Genomic DNA, 20,123 nt, shown 5'->3' with positions numbered 1-20,123 from the left:
TCTGCCGTCGCCTCGCCCCATGAGCCGTCCCATGGGATCGGTCAGCCCCGGTACTTCGGCGCCGGGGGCGCCGTGATGTCGGGGAGGTCGGCCGCCAGCCACTTGCGGTAGGCCGCCATCCAGGGGCTGCTCGCACCGCCCTGGCGGTACGCGTCGAGGACCTTGTTGACCCTCCGTACCAAGTCACTCGCGTCCTTGTTCATCGCCACGCCGTAGAACTCCGTGGCGAACGGCTGTCCTACCAGCTTCACCGAGGGGTCCTGCGCGGCCAGGCCGGCCGCCAGCGCGTTGTCCGTGACCATGCCGTCCACCTCGCCCAGCTGCAGCCTGACCAGGCAGTCCAGCTGGTTGGGAACGGTCCGCGAGATGTCCGCGCCGAAGGACTTGGCCTTCAGCTGCGTCTCCGCGGTCGAGCCGCTCGCCGAGCAGATCCGGCGCCCCCTGAGCGAGGCGTCGTACCCGGTGATCGGGGACCCCTTGGGGACCAGCACCTGGGGTCCGGTCTCGAAGTACGCGGTGGAGAAGGCCACCTCCTCCAGCCGCTTGCAGTTGATCGTCATGGTCCTGACGACCACGTCGACCCGGCCCTCCTTGAGGGCGGGGATCCGCTGGCTGGTCGGGATCGCACGGTAGATCACCGCGTCCTCGTCGCCCAGGATCTCCCGCGCGATGGCCTTCACCAGGTCGATGTCGAAGCCCTCCAGCTGCCCGGTGGCCGGGTTGCGGTAGCCCCAGCGGTAGCTGTTCTGGTCGACGCCGGCGACCAGCTTGCCCGCCGCCTTGATCCGCGCGATCGTCGGGCCGTCCGCCCCGGACGGGGTCAGGCTGGCCTCCGGCTCCTTGCAGGTGTCGGCGGCCGGCGCGGCCGGCCGCCCGGCCGTGCCCTGCGCCACCGAGCCGGCCGGCGCGCCGTCCGCGCCCGGGTGCCGGGACAGCGGTACGAGCACCGCCGCGGCCGTCAGCGCGCAGGCGACGGCCATGCCGGTCACCCCGCCCCAGCCGCGCAGCCGTCCGGCCCGCACCTTCTCGCGCCCGTCCGCCGCGCGCCCGCCCCGCCCTATCGGCATCCGCATCTCACCTGTACTCCGAAAGCCTGCGCCCGATACCGAGCAACGCCGCCACCGCGCCCAGCACCGCCAGCACCGCCGCGCCCTGGGCGAGACCGCCGAACGCGCCGAGACCGTTCCCGGCCGCCGTCGTGAACTCCCGCTGCTCGTGGGCCACGGCCTCCTGGAGCGAGGCGTCCACCTTGTCGAAGGAGGCGCCCGTGCTGTTCCCCCCGCCGATCACCTGCGTCAGGGCGCCCTCGTAGTCGCCGCTCACGTCCGTGGCCCGGGCGGCCGAGTGCCGGGCCCGCCACTCGCGGAAGCCCGCCAGCGCCCGGGCCACCGGCTCGGCGCCGGCCGGGTCGTCCGCGAGCCGGCCGGCCCGCTCCAGGCCGTCCTGCAACGCCGTCATGTCCGAGGCGAAGTCCACGTCGTACTTGTCGGACTTCTTGTCCGCGGCCAGCACCGCGCCGCGCGACACCAGCGTCAGGTTCTCGTTCGCCCGTGCCTGGAGCGAGGCGATCCGGGCGTCGTTGAGCACCTTCAGCGACTCCTGGCCGCGGGCCCGGGACTCGTGGAGGTGGGCCCGCGCCACCATGTGCCCCACGCCCAGCCACAGCAGCACCACCAGCGAGGCCGCGGTGGCGGCCAGCAGCCCGTGGTTGAACACCCGGTTGGTCCGGCGGAAGTTGCGGTACTGCGCCCAGCCGAGCAGCGCCAGCGCCGCCAGCCCCGCGGCCAGGGCGGCCAGCGGCCACGACGCCGCCCGCGCGTAGTCGGTGTGGAGCCGGCCGGTCTCGGCCTCGTACAGCCGTTGGGCGGCCGGCAGCAGTTGCGTGCTCATCCGCTCGTTGGCGTACCGCAGGTAGGCGCCGCCCAGGGGCAGGCCCTGCCGGTTGTTGGCGCGGGCCTGCTCGATCAGGCCGGTGTAGCGGGGGAGCTGCTCGTTCAGCAGGGCGATCTGCCGGGCCGACTCCGCGGAGCCGCCGGTGTTCGCCGCCGCCTTCACCAGCAGCCGCGAGGCGTTGGCGATGTCCCGCTCGTACCGCTCGCGCACGGCCCGCGACTCGCCGCTGCCCGCGAGGAAGCCGCTGGAGGAGGCCGTGTCGGCGTCCGCGAGGGAACGGTAGATGCTCGCCGCGTCCGCGCTCAGCGGCTGGCTGCGGCTCACCACGTCCTCCGCGGCGGCCGATCGGTCGGCGATCTGCCAGGCGGTCACGGCACCGAACAGCACCACGAGCGCCGCCAGCACCGCCCCGATGATCCGCAGCCGGCCCGGCTCGGTCGTCGCGGCGGCACGCAGCCGGTCCACGCCCTCCGACCAGGCGGTACGCCGGCGGGGCGGCGGCTCCGTGCCCGGCTCCGGCGCAGCCGTCGGCGCGATCGACGCGTATGTCACCCGGCCTCTCCCCCCTCAGGTCCTGGCCAGAAGTATGGACGCAGTGGCCGACGAGCACAGCATCAACGGCTGGATCTTGACCGAACCAGCCGTGCCGCCGTTACCCGCGCCCCCGCCACGCCCCACGTTCCGCTCCCCCCGGGCAGACGGCCCCGCGCCCCGCCCCGGTTCCAGCCCTTCCCCGCGGCGGCCCGCCGAATCACCCGAACCGGAGCCGGAGTTCCCCGTACGCCGGTTCGCGCGCCCCCACCGCGTCGAGCCCCAGCAGCGCCGCCCCCAGCACCGGGGCGGCGGTGACCACCGTCACCCGGGCCAGGGGCGCGCGGTCGGCCAGCCGGGCCGCCAGCCGGTCGTGCAGCCGGGGGTGCCCGGCGGCCAGCACGCTCCCGCCGAGCACCACCGGCACCTCCTCGGCCAGCAGCCCGAGCCGCTCCAGGGCGACCGAGGCCATCGCGACGACCTCGTCGGCCTGCCGGTCGACCAGGGCCTGCGCCACCGCGTCGCCCCGGTCCGCCACCGCGAACAGCACCGGGGTCATCTCGTGCCGCCGCTCCCGCGGGATCCGCCCCAGGTGCAGGGCCTCGACCAGCTCGTACACCGAGCCCAGCCCGAAGTGCGCCGGCAGCGCCTTGGCCAGCTCGGTGGGTCCGCCCCTGCCGTCCTCGGCCCGGGCCGCGAACCACATCGCCTCGTCGGCCAGTCCGCCCCCGCCGCCCCAGTCCCCGGAGATCTGGCCCACCGCGGGGAAGCGGGCCGTCCGACCGTCCGGGGTCATCCCCACGCAGTTGATGCCGGCCCCGCACACCACCGCCACCCCGCGCGGCTCGGCGCCCGCCGGCAGCCCGGCGCGCAGCAGCGCGAAGGTGTCGTTGTGGACGGCGGTGCCGCGGCCCCAGCCGCGCCGCTCGATCTCCCGGGCCAGCTCCCGCTCCTCCTGCGGGAAGTCCGCGTTGGCCAGGCAGGCCGACACGTGGCCGGCGAGCGGGCCGCCGCCGTCCGCCGCGGCCCCGCTGGAGGCCAGCGCCTCGGCGATCACGTCCACCGCCGCGGCCACCCCGGTCACGGCGGGCTGGAAGCCGCCGGCCCGGCCCCGGGCGGCCACGGACCCGTCCGGGGCGACCAGCGCCACGTCGGTCTTGCTGTTGCCGGCGTCCACCGCCAGGACGGCGTACGGGGTCACAGCCATGGGAGGTGCTCCTCGTTGTGGGCGAGCAGCCGGTCGGTGAGGCCCTCGGCCCGGTCGTACTGGCCGACCAGCGGGTGGGCCAGCAGGGCCCGGAAGACCCGGTCCCGGCCGCCGCGCAGGGCGGCGTCCAGGGCCAGTTCCTCGTAGGCCGTGACCTGCGCGACCAGCCCCGCGTACAGGGGGTCGAGGCGCGGCACGGGCAGCGGGACGGCACCCGAGGCGTCCACCCGGGCCGGCACCTCGATCACCGCGTCGTCGGGGAGGAAGGGCAGCGTGCCGCGGTTGAGGGTGTTGACCACCTGCACCGGGCTGCCGCCGTCGCCCAGCAGCGCCGCCGCCAGGTCCACGGCGGCCTCCGAGTAGAAGGCGCCGCCCCGCTTCGCGAGCAGCTCGGGCTTCTCGTCCAGGGCCGGATCGGCGTACAGCGCCAGCAGTTCGCGCTCCATCGCGGCCACCTCGGCGGCCCGGGAGGGCTTCTCGCGCATCTCCCGCACCACCTCGTCGTGCGCGTAGAAGTAGCGCAGGTAGTACGAGGGGACGACGCCCAGCCGCTCCAGCACCTCCTGCGGCAGCCTCAGGTCCGCGGCCACCGCGGCGCCGTGCCGGGCCAGCAGCCCGGGCAGCAGGTCGGGCCCGTCCGGGCCGCCCTTGCGCACGCCGAGTTCCCAGGTGAGGTGGTTGAGCCCGACGTGGTCCAGGTGCAGTTCGGCGGGCGCGAGCCCCAGCAGGGCGGCGAACTTCCGCTGGAGCCCGATGGCCACGTTGCACAGGCCGACGGCCTTGTGGCCGGCGGCGAGCAGGGCCCGGGTGACGATGCCGACGGGGTTGGTGAAGTCGATGATCCAGGCGTCGGGGTTGGTACGGCGCACCCGCTCGGCGATGTCGAGCACCACCGGCACCGTGCGCAGCGCCTTGGCGAGCCCGCCCGCGCCCGTGGTCTCCTGGCCGACGCAGCCGCACTCCAGCGGCCAGGTCTCGTCCTTCTCGCGGGCGGCCTGGCCGCCCACGCGCAGCTGGAGCAGGACGGCGTCGGCGTCCGCGACCCCGGCGTCCAGGTCGGCGGTGGTGGTGATGCGTCCGGGGTGGCCCTGGCGGGCGAAGATCCGCCGGGCCAGGCCGCCGACGAGTTCGAGCCGCTCGGCGGCCGGGTCCACGAGGACGAGTTCGCTGATGGGCAGGGTCTCGCGGAGCCGCGCGAACCCGTCGATCAGCTCGGGTGTGTAGGTGGATCCGCCACCCACGACGGTCAGCTTCATGGTGCTGTCAGCCCTTCACTCCGGTCAGGGTGACGCCCTCGACGAACGCCTTCTGGGCGAAGAAGAAGAGGACGATCACGGGGGCCATGACCAGCGCCGTCGCGGCCATGGTGAGGTTCCAGTCGGTGTGGTGCGCGCCCTTGAAGGACTCCAGCCCGTAGCTGAGGGTCCAGGCGGCGGGGTTCTCCGAGGCGTAGATCTGCGGGCCGAAGTAGTCGTTCCAGCAGGCGAAGAACTGGAAGAGGGCCACCGCGGCGAGGCCGGGCTTCGCCATCGGCAGGACCACCCGCAGCAGGGTGCGCAGTTCGCCGCAGCCGTCGACCTTCGCGGAGTCGAGGTACTCCCGGGGGATGGTCAGCAGGAACTGGCGCAGCAGGAAGATCGAGAAGGCGTCGCCGAAGGCGAGCGGCAGGATGAGCGGCCACAGGGTGCCGGACAGGCCCAGCTGCTTGGCCCAGAACAGGTACATGGGGATGACCACGACCTGCGGCGGCAGCATCATCATCGACACCACGAGCAGCAGCGACAGGTTCCGGCCCCGGAAGCGGAACCGGGCGAGTGCGTAGGCCACCGGCACCGAGGACAGCAGGGTCAGCAGGGTGCCGAGGCCCGCGTACAGCAGGGTGTTGCGCCACCAGGTGAGGAAGCCCGGGGTGCGCCAGACCTCCGCGTAGTTCCCCCACTCCCAGGTGCGCGGCCAGAGGTCCCGGGTGAGGGCCTGCTGGTCGCTCATCAGGGAGGTGAGCAGGAGGAAGACGAAGGGGAGCACGAAGAACAGGGCGGCCGCGACGCCCAGCGCGTGGACGCCGATCCAGTGCAGCACGGCGGTGCGGCGGGCGGCGGCCCGGGCGGCCGGCCCGGCGGCCGGGCCGGAGCCGGTGGTCCGGTCGCCGGCCGGGGGAGCGGTCAGGGAGGTCGTCATCGTCAGTCACCCGTTCCCACGAGTCCGCCGCGGCGCCGCATCAGCAGCGCCGTGAACGCCATGGCCAGTGCGAAGAGCACCAGCGCGACCACGCAGGCCGAGCCGTAGTCGAAGCGCTGGAAGCCGAGGTTGTAGACCAGCTGCGGCAGGGTCAGCGTGGACTTGTCGGGGTAGCCGGGCTCGAACTGCTGGCCCGAGCCGCCGATCACGCCGGCCGCGACCTTCCCCGCCACCAGCGGCTGCGTGTAGGCCTGCATGGCCTGGATCACTCCGGTGACCACCGCGAACAGCACGATGGGCGAGATGTTGGGCAGCGTGATGTGACGGAACCGCTGCCACGCACCGGCGCCGTCCAGCTGGGCCGCCTCGTACTGCTCCTTCGGTACGTCGAGCAGCGCCGCCATGAAGATCACCATCAGGTCGCCGATGCCCCACAGGGCGAGCAGCGTCAGCGCCGGCTTGGACCAGGACGGGTCGGTGAACCAGCCCGGCGCCGGCAGGCCCAGTGCTTCGAGGACCGTGTTGGCGGGGCCGGTGCCGGGGTTGAGCAGGAAGACGAAGCCGAGGGTGGCCGCGACGGGCGGGGCCAGGTACGGCAGGTAGAAGAGCGTCCTGAAGAGTCCGGCCCCGGTCTTGATCCGGGTCACCAGCAGGCCGATGCCGAGCCCGAACACCACCCGGCAGGTGACCATCACCAGCACCAGCCAGAGCGTGTTGCGGACCGCCGGCCAGAAGAGCGGGTAGTCGGTGAGGACGTACGACCAGTTGGCGGCGCCGTCGAAGGCCGGGGGCCGGATCCCGTCGTAGTCCATGAGGGAGAAGTAGGCGGTCGACAGCAGCGGATAGGCGAAGAACACGCTGAAGCCGACCAGCCAGGGCGACATGAAGGCCGCGGCGGTGAGCGCGGCCCGCCGCTGCTTCGCCCGCAGGGTGTGCGTGGCCATGGGGGCTACTTCGCCTTCGCGATGTCGGTGTCGATCTGCGCGGCCGTCTTCGCCAGGCCCGCGGCCAGGTCGGGCACGGCGCCCTTCTCCACCTGGTACGCGAAGTCCGTGAAGGTCAGCTGGTAGGTGCCGCCGTCGGCCTGGGCGGGGGTGGTGTTGGACTTGGGGTGCCGCGCGATGTCGAGGAAGGTGCGGAAGCCGGGCTCGGTCACGAGCTTCGGCGAGGCCAGGGCGGCCTTGGTCGAGGGCACGTTGTGGATGGCGTTGGCGAAGGCCACCACCGCCTCGGTGTCCGTGGTCAGGTACCGCACCAGCTCCCAGGCGGCGTTCTGCTTGGCGCTGGTGGCCGCGATGCCGACGATGGTGCCGGAGAGGTAGCCCTTGCCGTAGTCGGCGAGGCGGTCGTCCGGGACGGGCAGCGGGGCGGTGCCGATCTCGAACTTCACCCCCGCCTCCCGGGCCATCGCCAGCCGCCATTCGCCGTCGATCTGCATGGCGACCCGGCCCTGGTGGAAGGGGTGTTCGGCGCCCCACTCGTCGCCGAAGGTGCTGCGGAACCGCTCCAGCTTCGCGTACCCGCCGAGCGCCTCGACCAGGCCCTTCTGGTAGGTCAGCATCTGCGCGAAGGCCGGGTCCTTCGCGAGGTTCGACTTCCCGTCGGCGTCGAAGTACGCGGGGCTCCACTGGGCCGCCAGCCGCATCGGGGTGGTCTCGTAGCCGTGGAAGGTGGGCATGACGCCGACCCGCTCGTAGCCGTCCCCCCTGGCCTTGGTGAGCTTCTTGGCCACCTCGGTGAACTGGCTCCAGGTCTTGGGGGGTTCGGTGATGCCGGCCGCCTCGAAGGCGTCCTTGTCGTAGTAGAGCCCGTACGCGTCGTTCAGCAGCGGCAGGGCGCACTGGTTGCCGCGGAACTGGGTGTAGTCCAGCAGCGGCTGGGGGAAGACGGCCTTCTTGTCGACCTTCGACTTGGCGAGGAAGGGGTTGAGGTCCACGAAGGCGCCCGAGGCGCAGAACTTGCCCACGCTGTCGGTGGTGAACGAGGACACCACGTCCGGTGCCGCGTCGCCGCCCGCCCGCAGCGCCTGGTTGACCTTGTCGTCGGTCATGTTGCCGGTGACCTTGACGTGGATGTTGGGGTGGGCGTCCTCGAAGCGGGCGATGTTCTGCCGGATGGCCTGCACCTCGCCCGGGGCGCTCCAGCCGTGCCAGAAGGTGAGGGTGACCTCCTTCCCGGGGTCGTCCTGGGCCTGGCCGCCGGACTGTCCGGTGCACGCGGTGGCGAGCGCGGATATCGCGGCGGCGACGGCGACAGCCGCGGTCAGACTGCGGGTCCTGGGCATGGCTGTGTCTCCCTGAGGGGTGGGGCGGGCAGGGGCGGGGTGCCGGCGGGGTGCGGGTGCGCCGGGCGGGTACGGCTGTACGTGTGCGGGCGGGGGCGTGGGGGCGTACGTACGAGGGCGGGGCGGGCGGTGGTCAGCGCGAGGTGTCGAACACCTCGTCGCGGGTGGCCGAGAGGGCGCTCTCCAGCGCGCCGCGCAGCACGGGCTGGTCCTGGACCTCGCCGGTCACCAGCCGGGGCCGGGCCGCGGCGAGTTCGGCGAGTTCGGCCCCGACCAGTTCGCGCAGGGCCTCACCGCCGGCGGTGACGGCGGCGCCGGACAGCACGACGACCTCCGGGTCCAGTACGGCGACCACCGCGGCCAGACCGGTGGCGAGCGCCGTCGCGTACCGCTCCAGCAGCTGCCGGTACGGCCCCCCGGTCTCCTGTGCGGCCCGGCCGAGCAGGGCCAGCGCGGGCCCGAGGTGCGGATCGCGGCCGGGCGCGGCCTCCTCGTGCGGGGGGAGGTCGGTGATGCCCAGCTCCGCGGCGAGCGCGGGCAGCGCCTGTACGCCGGCCAGCTCCTGGTAGCCGCCGGAGCCGACCCGGGTCACCTGCCGCACCAGGGGGGCGCCGGGCACCGGCAGGAAGCCGACCTCGCCGGCGCCGCCGGTCCAGCCGCGGTGCAGCCGGCCGCCGATCACCAGGGCGGCGCCGATGCCCTCCTGGTTCCAGAGCAGCACGAAGTCCTCGTGGCCCCGGGCGGCGCCGAGCCGCTGCTCGGCGACGGCGGCGAGGTTCACGTCGTTCTCGTATTCGACCGGCATCGGCAGCACCGCGGCCAGCTCGTCCAGCAGGGTGGGGGAGTGCCAGCCCGGCAGGTGGCTGGCGTACCGCAGGCGTCCGGTGTGCGGGTCGAAGGCGCCGGGCGTGCCGATCACCACGCGGTGCAGCGCGGAGCGGGTCAGGCCCGCCGCCGCGACCGCGCCGTCGAGCGCGGTCACCACCCGCTCGACCGCGCCGGGCGTGCCCGGGCCCCGGCGGGCGGGGGAGGGCAGCTCGAAGGTGCCCACCGTCTCGCCGGCCAGGTCCGCGACGGCGGCCACGATCCGTTCGGGGGTCACGTCGAGGGCCCCGACGTGCGCGGCGCCCGCGTTGAGCGCGTACAGCTGGGCGCTGGGTCCCGGCCGCCCGCCGTCCGTGCCGGTGGCGACGACCAGCCCGGCCGCCTCCAGCCGGGCCAGCAGCTGGGAGGCGGTGGGCTTGGACAGGCCGGTCAGGCGGCCGATGCGGGTGCGGGAGAGGGGGCCGTGTTCCAGCAGCAGGTCCAGGGCGGCCCGGTCGTTCATGGCCCGCAGCACGCGGGGGGTTCCTGGGGTACCTGCCATGGGTGCGCTCTCTCCCGAAACTGTTAGGAAACTTTCCTATCGGCTGCGGAGCAACGTAGTGCGCAGCTCAGGGGCGCGTCAACGGTCCGCGCGCAGGCCGCGGAAAACACCGCGCCCCCGTCGGCGGGACCGGCGGGGGCGGGGGGCGTACGGCGGGGGACGGGCCCCGGGCTACTTGGTCATCCGGGGACCCTGCGGCTGCGGTATCGGCGCCGTGGCCAGGGACTGCGGGGAGGCGGGGTTCGCCAGCGCCGACGGCGGCGCCACGGACGCGGCCGGGTCGGGGGCCGGGGCGGCGTCCTCCTCGGCCGGCGCCACCCCGCCGACGATCCGGATGCCCGCGTCGTCGAAGGCCTGCTTGATCCGCCAGCGCAGCTCGCGCTCCACGGAGAACTGCTGGCCCGGCATGGTCTTGGCGGAGACCTTGACGGTCATCGAGGCCAGCAGCACCTCGTCCAGGCCCAGGACCTCGATCGGGCCCCACAGCCGCTCGTCCCAGGGGGACTCCTTGGACATCGCGTCCGCCACGTCGGTGATCACCCGGCGCACCTGCGCCAGGTCCTCGGTCGGCTTGACCTGCACGTCCACCCCGGCGGTGGCCCAGCCCTGGCTCAGGTTCCCGATCCGCTTGACCTCGCCGTTGCGGACGTACCAGATCTCACCGTTGTCGCCGCGCAGCTTGGTCACGCGCAGGCCGACCTCGATCACCTCGCCGGACGCGACGCCGGCGTCGATCTTGTCGCCGACGCCGTACTGGTCCTCCAGGATCATGAAGACGCCGGACAGGAAGTCCGTGACCAGGTTCCGGGCGCCGAAACCGATGGCCACACCGGCCACACCGGCGCTCGCCAGCAGCGGGCCGAGGTTGATCTCCAGCGCGCCGAGCACCATCAGCCCGGCCGTGCCCAGGATGAGGAACGACGCCACCGAGCGCAGCACCGAGCCGATCGCCTCGGAGCGCTGGCGCCGCCGCTCGGCGTTGACCAGCAGCCCGCCGAGCGCGGTGCCCTCCACGGCCTCGGCGCTGCGGTTCATCCGGGTTATGAACTTGGTGATCGCCTTGCGGATCACCGACCGGAGCACTCCCGCGATCACCAGGATCAGCAGGATCTTCAGTCCCGTGTTGAGCCAGTCGGCCCAGTTCTCCTCCACGAATCCCGCGGCGTTCGTCGCGGTCTCGTGGGCCTCTTGCAGCGTGGTCGGCGCATCGGGGGCCGTCAGGGCCAGCACGGGCCAGGACACGACAGGAACCTCCAGGTGTAGCGGTCCGCCCGCGGGGTGTGGCGGGACAGGCCCTCCACACTAACGGCGCATTCCGCCTTACCCCGTCGCCTTGTTCGAGGGAGAGACCAGTCTCACCGGGGGATGACACCCGTGTGGTCGAAAACACCTCCGGCCCGTTACAGCCGCGTGGTGGCGCTTCGACCTGCAGTGAGGAGAGACTGAGAGCAGATCGTCCCGGCGCGAGCCACGCGCCGCCGGCGTACAAGGAGGCAGTCCGTGCCGCACGTCCTGGTCCTCAACGCGTCGTACGAGCCCCTCGGCGTCGTACCGCTCCGCCGCGCGCTCGTCCTCGTCCTCGAGAACAAGGCCATCTGCCTCGAGGAGTCCGGCGCCTTCATGCACAGCGCGACCAGAGTCGTCCCCGCCCCCAGCGTGGTACGCCTGAAGCGGTTCGTGCGGGTCCCCTACCGGGGGCCCGTTCCTCTCACCCGTCGCGCCCTGTTCGCCCGGGACGGCGGCCGCTGCATGTACTGCGGCGGCGTCGCCACCAGCGTCGACCACGTGATCCCCCGCAGCCGCGGCGGCCAGCACGTGTGGGACAACGTCGTGGCGGCCTGCCGCCGCTGCAACCACGTCAAGGCCGACCGGCACCTGGTCGACCTCGGCTGGCGGCTGCGCCACCAGCCGGCTCCGCCGTCGGGTCTGGCCTGGCGGATCATCGGCACGGGTCACCGGGACCCGCGCTGGATGCCGTACCTCCAGCCCTACGGCGCGGAGGACGCCCTGGCCCGCACGGCAGCGTCCTGACCCCTCCAGTACCGATCCCGTGCCGGGTGCGGTTGCGTGCCGCACCCGGCACGGGACCCGCGGCCGGTGCGGGGCCGGGCGGGGGCGGGTTACGGCGTGACCGCGTACGCCTCCGCGGCCCACAGCGAGCACCCGTACCGCGTCGCCCGCTCGTCGCACAGGACCCGGACGAACCGCGTCCCCGCCTCGTCCATCCGCACCGACTCGCGCCCGCCCGCCGACGCGACCACGGCCGCGGTGCGCCAGGTCACGCCGTCCCCCGAGACCTGCACCCGGTAGGAGGAGGGGTACGCGTCCTGCCAGTGCAGCACCAGCTGCCCCAGCCGCACCGGTCCGGCCAGCTCGCCCTGCCACCACGCGCCGTCCTCCGGCAGGGAGGACCAGCGGGTGGCCGGGTCCGCGTCCGTCACCGCCGAGGCGGGGAAGGCGGGGGTCTCGTCCCCCGACGACGCGGCCGGACGCCCGGCCAGCAGGTCGGCGCCGCCCGTCCGCGGGAACGCCCGCACCGTGAGGGTGCGCGACTCCGTGCCGAAGGACACCGGCACCTCGTACACGCCCGGCGGCGTGCCCTCCGGCACCACCACCTCCACCGGCACCGAGGTCTTCCCGCCCCGCGGCACCGTCGTCCTGGCCGGCACCTTCACCTGGATCCCGTGCGGCGCCCGCGCGGTCAGCGCGCCCTGCACCTCGCCGGGCTTCAGCGCCGCCAGCTCCGCGGTCACCCGCTGCGCCGACCCGCCGATCTCCGCGTCCGCGCGCCCGCTGCCCGCGAGCTCGAAGCGGGCCGAGGGGTCGTCCGCGAACCACGGCACCACCTTGTGCACCGCCGGGGCCTCGCCCGCCCACACCAGTCGTATGGCGTCGGCGCGCAGCCCCGTGGCGTGCGCCTGCGTCCAGCCGCTCGGCGAGACGTCGCCCACCTTCCGCCAGCCCTCGCCCGGCACGTGCGCCTCCACGGCCGCGCCCCGGCCTCCGGCCGGCGCGTCCGTGCGGGGCCCGGTCATCACGGTGACCGCCTCGACCGGCCGTACGCCGCCCAGCTGCACGGTGTAGGAGCGGTCGTCCCGGGACACCGTGCCCACGGGCCGGCGGCTCGCGCCGGTCCACTCGTCGGCCGCCTCGGCCACCTCGGCCAGGAACGGCCCCAGCACACCCTTGCCGACCACCGCGGAGGAGTCCGCCGTCCCGACGGCCCTGCGGGCCTCCGCCAGCGCCAGCTGCGCCTTCCAGGCCGCCGCGCCGTCCCCGTGCGCCTGCGCCCGGAGCAGGTCGACGGCCAGTTCGCCGGCCGCCCCGTACCGGGCCAGCTGCTCGATCCAGGGCCCCGCCTCGATGCCCAGCGTGCCGTCCGCCGGGCCCCGCAGCCGCTCGGGCGCCTCGCGCATCACCGTGAACGCCGCCCGCAGCCGGTCCGCGGCCCGGTCCTGGGCCGCCCGGTCCGCACCGCCGCGCGCCGCCCAGAACTCGGCGAGCAGCGGCCGCAGGTACGCGGACTCGTCCGCGCCCAGCACGGAGGACGCGGTGTTCCCGGCCAGCGCGCCGAGCGCCTCGCGGGCCCGGGCGTCCCCGCCCGCCAGCTCGTCCAGGGCCGCGGCCCAGGAGGCGCCGGCCTGGTACCCGCGCGGGTTCCACGCGTAGTCGGCCGCGGTGAACAGCGGTACGCGGGAGAGCGCGGCCTGCTGCATCGCGTTGCCCAGCACGGCCGCCGAGCCGTTGGCCACCGCGGGCTCCCGGCCCTGGTAGGGGCCGAGGAACAGCCGCTCGGGCGCGTAGTCGTTGACCGGGTAGTTGTCCATGGTGACCAGCGCGTGCCCGAAGACCGCGCGCGTGCCGGCCAGCTCCCGGCCCGTGATGGTGCGCGGCACCACGCCGACGCCGGTCCACGCGACCTCGACCCGCTCGTCCAGCGCCCGGGCCAGCGCCGTCCGGTACTTCGTGGCCCCGTCCTGGTAGAACTCCGTCGGCAGCAGCGACAGCGGCTCGGCGCCCGGGTGACGCCGTGCCAGCTCCGCGGCCACCGTGTTCGCCAGGTCCGCGTGGGCCCGCGCCGCGGCCTCGGGCCCCTTGCCGTACCGCTCCCGGTCCGCCCGGCACTGCCACTCGGTGTAGCTGACGTCGGGGAACTGGAGTTGGAAGGCGCGTACGCCCAGGGCCCACATGGCGTCGAGCTTGTGCAGCAGGGCGGCCCGGTCGCCGGCGGAGGACAGGCAGAGGTTCTGGCCGGGGGCCACCGCCCAGGCGAGGGTCACGTGCCGGGTCCGGGCCCGGTCGGCCAGGGCGCGGAAGTCCGCGCGCTGCTCCTCCGGGTACTCCTCGCGCCAGCGCGCGCCGCGGTACGGGTCGTCGCCGGGGGCGTAGAGGTAGCGGTTCTGCTTGGTGCGGCCCAGGAAGTCGAGCTGGGCGAGGCGCTGTTCGCGGGTCCACGGCTCGCCGTAGAAGCCCTCGGTGATGCCGCGCACGGCGGCCGCGGGCCAGTCGCGCACCAGGACGCCGGGCACCCTGCCGCCCGCGGGGACGAGCTGGCGCAGCGTCTGGGCGGCGTGGAAGAGCCCGTCGCTGCCGGTGCCGACCAGGGCCACGGTGTCCCGGCCCGCGTACGAGCCGACGGCGAGCCGGTAGCCGCCCGCCGGCAGGTCGGCCGCCTCGGTGGCGCCGAGCGCGCGCAGGGCCTGTTCGGCGTCGGGGCCCTGGAGGCGGAAGACGGTGCCGCCGGCGGGCAGCGGCGCGTCCGGACCCGCCTCGTGCAGGGTCCGTACGCCGGCCGCGCGCAGCGCCGTACGGACGACCTCGACGGCGTACGGGTCGGTCCCCGCCGGTGTGACGAGCACGGCCTCGGCGCCCAGGGGCACGCCGGGTCCGGAGGCGAGCAGGGACTGGGGGCGGGGCCAGAGCGAGGGCAACGCGGCGCCGCGGGCGGGCGGCTGAGCGCCCGTCGGCCCGGCGGCGGGGCCGGTCACGGGTGTCGGAGCGGGGGCCGCCAGCGCCCCGGGCGCCGCGAGCAGCCCGCCCACGACGGCGATCGCGACGGCGGTGGTGCGCTTCCTGCCCCGGATCGGCACCCGGGCCTCCTTCGTGTCGAGACGGCCCCCCCGCTCGTACGAATGAGCCCGAGCCCACCACCCGTGCGGCTGAAGTGTCAACGCCCCCGGCCGTTGTGACCGTTATGCCCCGGGATCATGGCGCCCGAAGCCGCCTGGAGTGCAGGAATGCGCGGTGAAGGGCCGGGGTAGGCCCCCGATGTTCCGATTCGGCACGAAGGAGTGCGCACATGTCCGGAAGGACCCGTTCCAAACAGGCCCGAGCGGTTTCCGCCGCCCCTCTCCTCCCGCACCTGCCGCGGCAGGCCTCCCTGCCGCCCCTCACGAGCGAGCCGCCGCTCGCCGACGCCGCACCACTCACCAGCGAGCCGCCGCTCGCGGAAGCAGCCCCTCTGACGAGCGAACCCACCGCCCCCGGTGCGGCCTCGGACCAGGGGCCGACAGGGGTCTAGATGGGCCTTGCCCGGCTCGCCGCAGTCCATGGAGTAGCCACCTCCTACGAGCCCTCCGAGGGCGTCAGCGTCCCGGTCGCGGACGCCACCGTCGTCGCGGTGCTCGCGGCCCTGGGGGTCGACGCGTCGACCCCGGCCGCGGTCTCCGCCGCCCTCCGGGCCGCCGGGGACGAGGCCGGAGCCCGGCTGCTGCCGGCGACGCTGGTGTGGTGGCGGGCCGGGCCGCCGGTGCCGCTCCCGCGCGGGGTGCCGGGCGGGGTGCCGGCCGGGCCGGACGCCCCGCCGCCCGCCCTGGCCGGGCTGCCGCCCGGCACGCGGATCCGGGTGGAGCTGGAAGAGGGCGGGAGCGTCGAGTGGCTCGCGGGCGGCTCCGGTGACGATCCGTCCGGCGGGCCCGGCGACGTGCCGCTCGGCGTGCACCGGGTGCGGGTGGACACGCCCGACGGGCGGCACGGCGGGGCCACGCTGGTCGTCGCGCCGGAGCGGGCGCCCGCGCCGCCGGAGCGGGCGCACGGGCTCCTCGTACAGCTGTACTCCCTGCTCTCGCACCGCTCCTGGGGCATGGGGGACCTCGGCGACCTCGCGGAGCTCGCCGCCTGGGCGGGCCGCACCCACGGCGCCGGCTTCGTGCAGGTGAACCCGCTGCACTCGGCCGTGCCCGGCAGCCCCACCGACCCCTCGCCCTACCGCCCCTCCTCGCGCCGCTTCCCCGACCCCGTGCACCTCCGCGTGGAGGACGTCCCGGAGTACGGGCAGGCCGGCCCGGAACGGCGCGCCGTGCTGGCGGAGCTGTCCGCCCGCGCCGCCGTCCTGCGGCAGGAGGTCCTCGACAAGGGCGGGCTGATCGACCGGGACGCCGTCTGGGCGGTCAAGGCCGAGGCCCTGCGGGTGCTGTACGCCGTCCCGCGCGCGCCCGGCCGCGAGGCCGAGCACCGGGAGTTCCTCGCCGCCCAGGGCCGGGCCCTGGAGGACCACGCCCGCTGGAACGCCCTGGCCGCCGCGCACGGGCCCGACCCGGCCGCCTGGCCGGACACCGCCCCGGAGGCCGAGGTGGCCTTCCACCGCTGGCTCGCCTGGCTGACCGACGGCCAGCTCGCCGCCGCCCAGCGGGCGGCCCGGGAGGCGGGGATGCCGCTCGGGCTGGTGCACGACCTCGCGGTGGGCGTCCACCCCGAGGGCGCCGACGTGTGGGCGCGGCCCGGGGCCTTCGCCGCCGGGATGTCCGTGGGCGCGCCGCCGGACGCCTTCAACGCCCGGGGCCAGGACTGGGGCCTGCCGCCGTGGCGTCCGGACGCGCTGGCCGCCTCGGGGTACGCGCCCTTCCGGGGGCTGCTGCGCGGGCTGCTGCGGCACGCGGGGGCGCTGCGCATCGACCACGTGATGGGCCTGTTCCGGCTCTGGTGGGTGCCGGCCGGGCGGCCGCCGACCGACGGCACGTACGTCTCCTACGACGCCGAGGCGATGCTCGCCGTCCTGGTGCTGGAGGCGCACCGGGCGGGCGCGGTCGTGATCGGCGAGGACCTGGGCACGGTGGAGCCCTCGGTGCGGGAGGCGCTGGCGCGCCGGGGCGTGCTGGGCACCTCCGTGCTGTGGTTCGAGCGGGACTGGTCCGGTGACGGCCTGCCGCTGGCGCCCGAGCGCTGGCGGTCCGACTGCCTCGCCACGGCCACCACCCACGACCTGCCGCCCACGGCCGCCCGCCTGACGGGGGAGCACGTGGAACTCCGCCACCGGCTGGGCCTGCTGACGCGCCCGCTGGCCGAGGAGCGGGCGGCCGATCGGGCCGAGACCGCCGAGTGGCTGGCCGTCCTGGACCGCCTCGGACTCGGCGCGGACGACGAGGAGGCCGCCGTACGGGCGCTGTACGGCTTCCTGCTGCGCACCCCGGCCCGGCTGGTCGGCGTCTGGCTGCCGGACGGGGTGGGGGACCGGCGCCCGCAGAACCTGCCGGGCACCTGGGACGAGTACCCGAACTGGCGGCTGCCGGTCGCCGACGCGTCGGGCCGGCCGCTCGCGCTGGAGGAGGTGGTGGCCTCGCCGCGGCTGAACGCCCTGATGAGAGCCCTGCGGCAGGGGGTGTGACCTCGTACGGCACCCCCGGGCGCGCGGGCCGATCGGGTGTTCGCTACTTTTGCACCGTGGACAAGAAGAACGCTCTGCGCGCCGGTGCCGTCGCGGCCGGCTCGACGCTGATGATGCTGCTCATGACGTCTCCCGCGCTCGCGCTGACCCGCGACGACGGTGACGACCCCGGCACGGGCCTGAGCGTGGGTGAGACCCTCGGTCTGTTCGTGTTCGCGCCCATCGTGCTGTTCCTGGTCATCGCGGGCCTCGTGATGGTCGGCGACAAGTCCCGCAAGCAGGCCAAGCAGGGCTGAGCCACCCCCTTTTTCGAGCCGGGGCGTCCCGGTCCGTGCCCGCACGTCCGTGTGCCGGTACGGGCCGGGGCGCCCCGTTCCCGTTTCCGGGGAGCCGCCGGTCCCGCCGGCCGGCCGGCCGCCGGGCCGCCGCCGGCCGCGGAGGCTACCGGGGGAGGCCGGCGAGCAGTTTGCGCAGCAGGCCGGTGAGGAGCGCGGTCTCGTCGGGGTCCAGCCCGGCCAGGCAGGCGTGCTGGGTTTCCAGACCGGCCACCACGGCGGCCTCGACCAGCTCGAAGCCGCGCTCGGTCAGCGTGACCTGGAGCGCCCGGCGGTCGGTGGGGTCGGGGCTGCGCGAGAGCAGTCCGGCGCGCTCCAGCTTGTCCAGGCGGCCGGTCATCCCGCCGGTGGTGAGCATCAGGGTGGCCGAGAGCTGCCGCGGCGAGAGGGTGTAGGGCTCGCCGGAGCGCCGTAGCGTCGCCAGCACGTCGAACTCCCCGCCGGAGATCCCGTGGCGGGCGTACGTCTTCTCCGCCGCGTCCGCGACGGCGCGGCTGATCCGGTGGATCCGGCCGAACACCCCCATGGGCGAGACGTCGAGCTCGGGGCGGACCGCGTGCCACTGGGCGCCGATGGCGTCGACCGCGTCCTGGGGGGCCGGCGGGTCCGGAGGGGGGCTTTCGTCCATGCGCCGCAGTATCCCCCGGGGCCCTCCGGGGGACCGGGCGGACCCGCCTCCCGATTTAGCTTGCTACTAAGTAACTGAGTGCTAAGGTATTTCCAGCGACCTGCTCGATCACCTCCACAGGGGAAGCCGAGGTCCCGCCATGAACCGCGCCGCCGTCGTCGCACTCACCGCTCTCGCCCCGGTCGCCTGGGGCAGCACCTACGCCGTCACCACCGAGTTCCTGCCGCCCGACCGGCCGCTCTTCACGGCCACCATGCGCGCCCTGCCCGCCGGCCTCGCCCTGCTCGCGGTCTCCCGCACCCTGCCCAAGGGCTCCTGGTGGTGGCGGTCCGCCGTCCTGGGCGCCCTCAACATCGGCGCCTTCTTCCCGCTCCTCTTCCTCGCCGCCTACCGCCTGCCCGGCGGCGTCGCCGCCGTCATCGGCTCCATCGGCCCGCTCCTCGTCGCCGGCCTCGCGGCGCTGCTGCTGGGTGAGCGGGCGACCACCCGGACCCTGCTGGCCGCCGTCGCCGCCGCGCTGGGTGTGAGCATGGTCGTACTCAAGGCCGGAGCCGCGCTCGACCTGGTCGGTGTCCTGGCCGGCGTCGCCTCCTCCGCCTCCATGGCCGCGGGCACCGTGATGACCAAGCGGTGGGGCCGCCCCGAGGGAGTCGGCCCGCTCGCCATGACCGGCTGGCAGCTCACCGCCGGCGGCCTGCTGATCCTGCCGGTGGCCGCCCTGGCCGAGGGGGCGCCGCCCGCCCTCGACGGCCGCGCGCTGGCCGGCTACGGCTACCTCGCCCTGGTCAACACCGCCGTCGGGTACTGGCTCTGGTTCCGCGGCATCGGGCGGCTCACCGCCACCTCCGTCACCCTGCTGGGCCCGCTCTCCCCGCTGACCGCCGCCGTGATCGGCTGGGCCGCCCTCGGCCAGGCCCTCTCGCCCGTGCAACTGCTGGGCATGGCCGTCGCCTTCGGGGCCACCGTGGTGGGTCAGCTGCCCGCGAGGCGGCGGACCGGGGCGGTCGCCTCGCCGGTGGTCGCCCGCCACGAACCGTTCAGTCCAGCTGAACAGAACGATCGAAAGTTTTCGATGGACCTGAGCAATGGCGGGGTGCGACCGTAGGGCGCAGGCACCCACACGACACCCCAGGGGAGAAGGGAAGGCGAACCGTGGCCGTCATGGACCGCGTCCGCACCGCACCGCAGCAGGCCGCCGGAGGGAAGGGGGCCCGCACCAGGAAGCGGGCCGCCGGCCTCGGGCTCCTCCTGGCCCTGGTGGCGACGGTCGTCTGGTCCGGCAGCTTCGTCGCCTCCCGGGGACTGGCCGACAGCGTCCCGCCCGTCCAGGCCGCCTTCTGGCGGTGGCTCGTCGCCCTCGCCGCGGTGGCGCCCTTCACGGCGCGGGAGGCCTGGCGCCAGCGGGCCCTGATCCGCGCCCACCTCGGCTTCGTCACCCTCGCCGCCCTGCTCGGCGTCACCGTCTACAACACCCTGGTCAACCAGGCCGGCCTGACCACCGCCGCCTCCAACATGGGCATGATCATGGCCGCCTCCCCGGTGGTCATGGCCCTCTTCACCCGGCTCGGCGGCGAGCGCCTCGGCGCCCGCCGCACCGCGGGACTGCTCATCGCCGCGCTCGGCGTGCTGCTCCTGGTCGGCAAGGGCTCGCCCCGCATCGACCTCGCCCCGGGCGACCTGTGGATGTTCGGTGCCGCCCTGTCCTTCGCTTCCTACAGCGCCCTGGTCCGCCGCAAGCCCTCCGGGATCGGCGGCCCGGCCTTCCTGTTCACCACCTTCGTGCTCGGTGCCCTGATGCTGGCCCCCGCCTACGCCGTCTCCGTCGCCGTCCAGGGACCCTTCGACGCCACCCCCGGCACCGTCGGACCGCTGCTGTACGTCGGCGTGTTCTCCTCCGCCCTCGCCTTCTTCGCCTGGAACAAGGCGATCGCGCTGATCGGAGCCGCCCGCGCCGGGGTCGTGTACTACCTCCAGCCGGTCTGCGTCGCCGTCCTGTCCTTCGCCCTCCTCGGCGAGGCCACCGGCCCCTTCCAACTGCTCTGCATGGCGCTGATCCTGGGCGGCGTGACGCTGGGGGCGCGCAGGTAGGTTGCGCTCC

Annotated in this window: 17 protein-coding genes; 6 read left to right on the top strand and 11 right to left on the bottom strand. The window is 74.9% G+C overall.

What is annotated here, in order from left to right; all coding sequences use genetic code 11:
• Positions 1-41: 41 nt before the first annotated feature.
• The 9 genes from ACIQUR_RS23445 to ACIQUR_RS23405 all read right to left on the bottom strand — a co-directional run bounded on the left by ACIQUR_RS23445 (position 42) and on the right by ACIQUR_RS23405 (position 10,701).
• Positions 42-1,067 (bottom strand): glutamate ABC transporter substrate-binding protein, encoded by a 1,026-nt coding sequence (locus ACIQUR_RS23445; protein ID WP_403667443.1) that lies wholly within the window; start codon positions 1,065-1,067, stop codon positions 42-44.
• A gap of 7 nt (positions 1,068-1,074) precedes the next feature.
• A complete protein-coding gene (locus tag ACIQUR_RS23440; protein WP_403667440.1) occupies positions 1,075-2,445 on the bottom strand; it encodes a hypothetical protein in 1,371 nt (456 codons plus the stop codon).
• Positions 2,446-2,644: 199 nt separating this feature from the next.
• Positions 2,645-3,631, bottom strand: coding sequence for an N-acetylglucosamine kinase (locus tag ACIQUR_RS23435; protein ID WP_403667438.1), 987 nt, complete (start codon positions 3,629-3,631; stop codon positions 2,645-2,647).
• Entirely contained in the window at positions 3,622-4,887 is a 1,266-nt protein-coding gene (locus ACIQUR_RS23430; protein WP_403667435.1) for a 6-phospho-beta-glucosidase, read from the bottom strand. The genes ACIQUR_RS23435 and ACIQUR_RS23430 overlap by 10 nt, the downstream gene beginning before the upstream one ends.
• 7 nt (positions 4,888-4,894) lie before the next feature.
• Complete coding sequence (locus ACIQUR_RS23425) at positions 4,895-5,809, bottom strand: carbohydrate ABC transporter permease (protein WP_403667432.1); 915 nt, start codon at positions 5,807-5,809, stop codon at positions 4,895-4,897.
• A 2-nt stretch (positions 5,810-5,811) separates the two neighbouring features.
• The gene (locus ACIQUR_RS23420) at positions 5,812-6,753 is read right to left on the bottom strand and encodes a carbohydrate ABC transporter permease (RefSeq protein WP_403667429.1); all 942 of its coding nucleotides are present in this window, start codon (positions 6,751-6,753) and stop codon (positions 5,812-5,814) included.
• A gap of 5 nt (positions 6,754-6,758) precedes the next feature.
• A complete protein-coding gene (locus ACIQUR_RS23415) occupies positions 6,759-8,093 on the bottom strand; it encodes an ABC transporter substrate-binding protein (protein WP_403667426.1) in 1,335 nt (444 codons plus the stop codon).
• 133 nt (positions 8,094-8,226) lie between these two features.
• Positions 8,227-9,459 (bottom strand): ROK family protein, encoded by a 1,233-nt coding sequence (locus ACIQUR_RS23410; protein ID WP_403667423.1) that lies wholly within the window; start codon positions 9,457-9,459, stop codon positions 8,227-8,229.
• Positions 9,460-9,630: 171 nt separating this feature from the next.
• On the bottom strand, positions 9,631-10,701 hold the full coding sequence (locus ACIQUR_RS23405) for a mechanosensitive ion channel family protein (RefSeq protein ID WP_403667421.1): 1,071 nt from the start codon (positions 10,699-10,701) through the stop codon (positions 9,631-9,633).
• Between the two features lie 258 nt (positions 10,702-10,959).
• Here ACIQUR_RS23405 and ACIQUR_RS23400 point away from each other — a divergent pair, with 258 nt between their 5' ends.
• Entirely contained in the window at positions 10,960-11,490 is a 531-nt protein-coding gene (locus ACIQUR_RS23400; RefSeq protein ID WP_403667418.1) for an HNH endonuclease, read from the top strand.
• An 89-nt stretch (positions 11,491-11,579) separates the two neighbouring features.
• Here the strand turns inward: ACIQUR_RS23400 and ACIQUR_RS23395 are convergent, their stop codons facing one another.
• Complete coding sequence (locus ACIQUR_RS23395) at positions 11,580-14,549, bottom strand: beta-N-acetylglucosaminidase domain-containing protein (RefSeq protein ID WP_403667415.1); 2,970 nt, start codon at positions 14,547-14,549, stop codon at positions 11,580-11,582.
• Between the two features lie 209 nt (positions 14,550-14,758).
• Here ACIQUR_RS23395 and ACIQUR_RS23390 point away from each other — a divergent pair, with 209 nt between their 5' ends.
• The 3 genes from ACIQUR_RS23390 to ACIQUR_RS23380 are packed head-to-tail and all read left to right on the top strand — an operon-like array spanning position 14,759 to position 17,358.
• Positions 14,759-14,980: a hypothetical protein gene (locus tag ACIQUR_RS23390; protein ID WP_403667412.1), complete on the top strand. Its 222-nt coding sequence runs from the start codon at positions 14,759-14,761 to the stop codon at positions 14,978-14,980.
• Positions 14,981-17,062, top strand: coding sequence for a 4-alpha-glucanotransferase (gene malQ / locus ACIQUR_RS23385; RefSeq protein ID WP_403667408.1), 2,082 nt, complete (start codon positions 14,981-14,983; stop codon positions 17,060-17,062).
• Between the two features lie 56 nt (positions 17,063-17,118).
• Positions 17,119-17,358, top strand: a complete 240-nt coding sequence (locus ACIQUR_RS23380) for a hypothetical protein (RefSeq protein ID WP_403667405.1) — start codon at positions 17,119-17,121, stop codon at positions 17,356-17,358.
• A gap of 145 nt (positions 17,359-17,503) precedes the next feature.
• Here ACIQUR_RS23380 and ACIQUR_RS23375 read toward each other — a convergent pair whose 3' ends face one another.
• Entirely contained in the window at positions 17,504-18,025 is a 522-nt protein-coding gene (locus ACIQUR_RS23375; protein ID WP_403667402.1) for a MarR family winged helix-turn-helix transcriptional regulator, read from the bottom strand.
• Between the two features lie 139 nt (positions 18,026-18,164).
• On the opposite strand from ACIQUR_RS23375, the gene ACIQUR_RS23370 reads away from it, so the two are divergent.
• Both ACIQUR_RS23370 and ACIQUR_RS23365 read left to right on the top strand, forming a co-directional pair.
• Positions 18,165-19,130 (top strand): EamA family transporter, encoded by a 966-nt coding sequence (locus ACIQUR_RS23370; protein WP_403667399.1) that lies wholly within the window; start codon positions 18,165-18,167, stop codon positions 19,128-19,130.
• A gap of 56 nt (positions 19,131-19,186) precedes the next feature.
• A complete protein-coding gene (locus ACIQUR_RS23365; RefSeq protein WP_403667396.1) occupies positions 19,187-20,113 on the top strand; it encodes a DMT family transporter in 927 nt (308 codons plus the stop codon).
• Positions 20,114-20,123: the final 10 nt, after the last annotated feature.

Source organism: Streptomyces sp. NPDC101132, assembly GCF_044759225.1.
GTDB lineage: Bacteria > Actinomycetota > Actinomycetes > Streptomycetales > Streptomycetaceae > Streptomyces.
The sequence above is the reverse complement of the archived record's forward strand: the minus strand, read 5'-3'. Positions and strand labels throughout refer to the sequence as shown.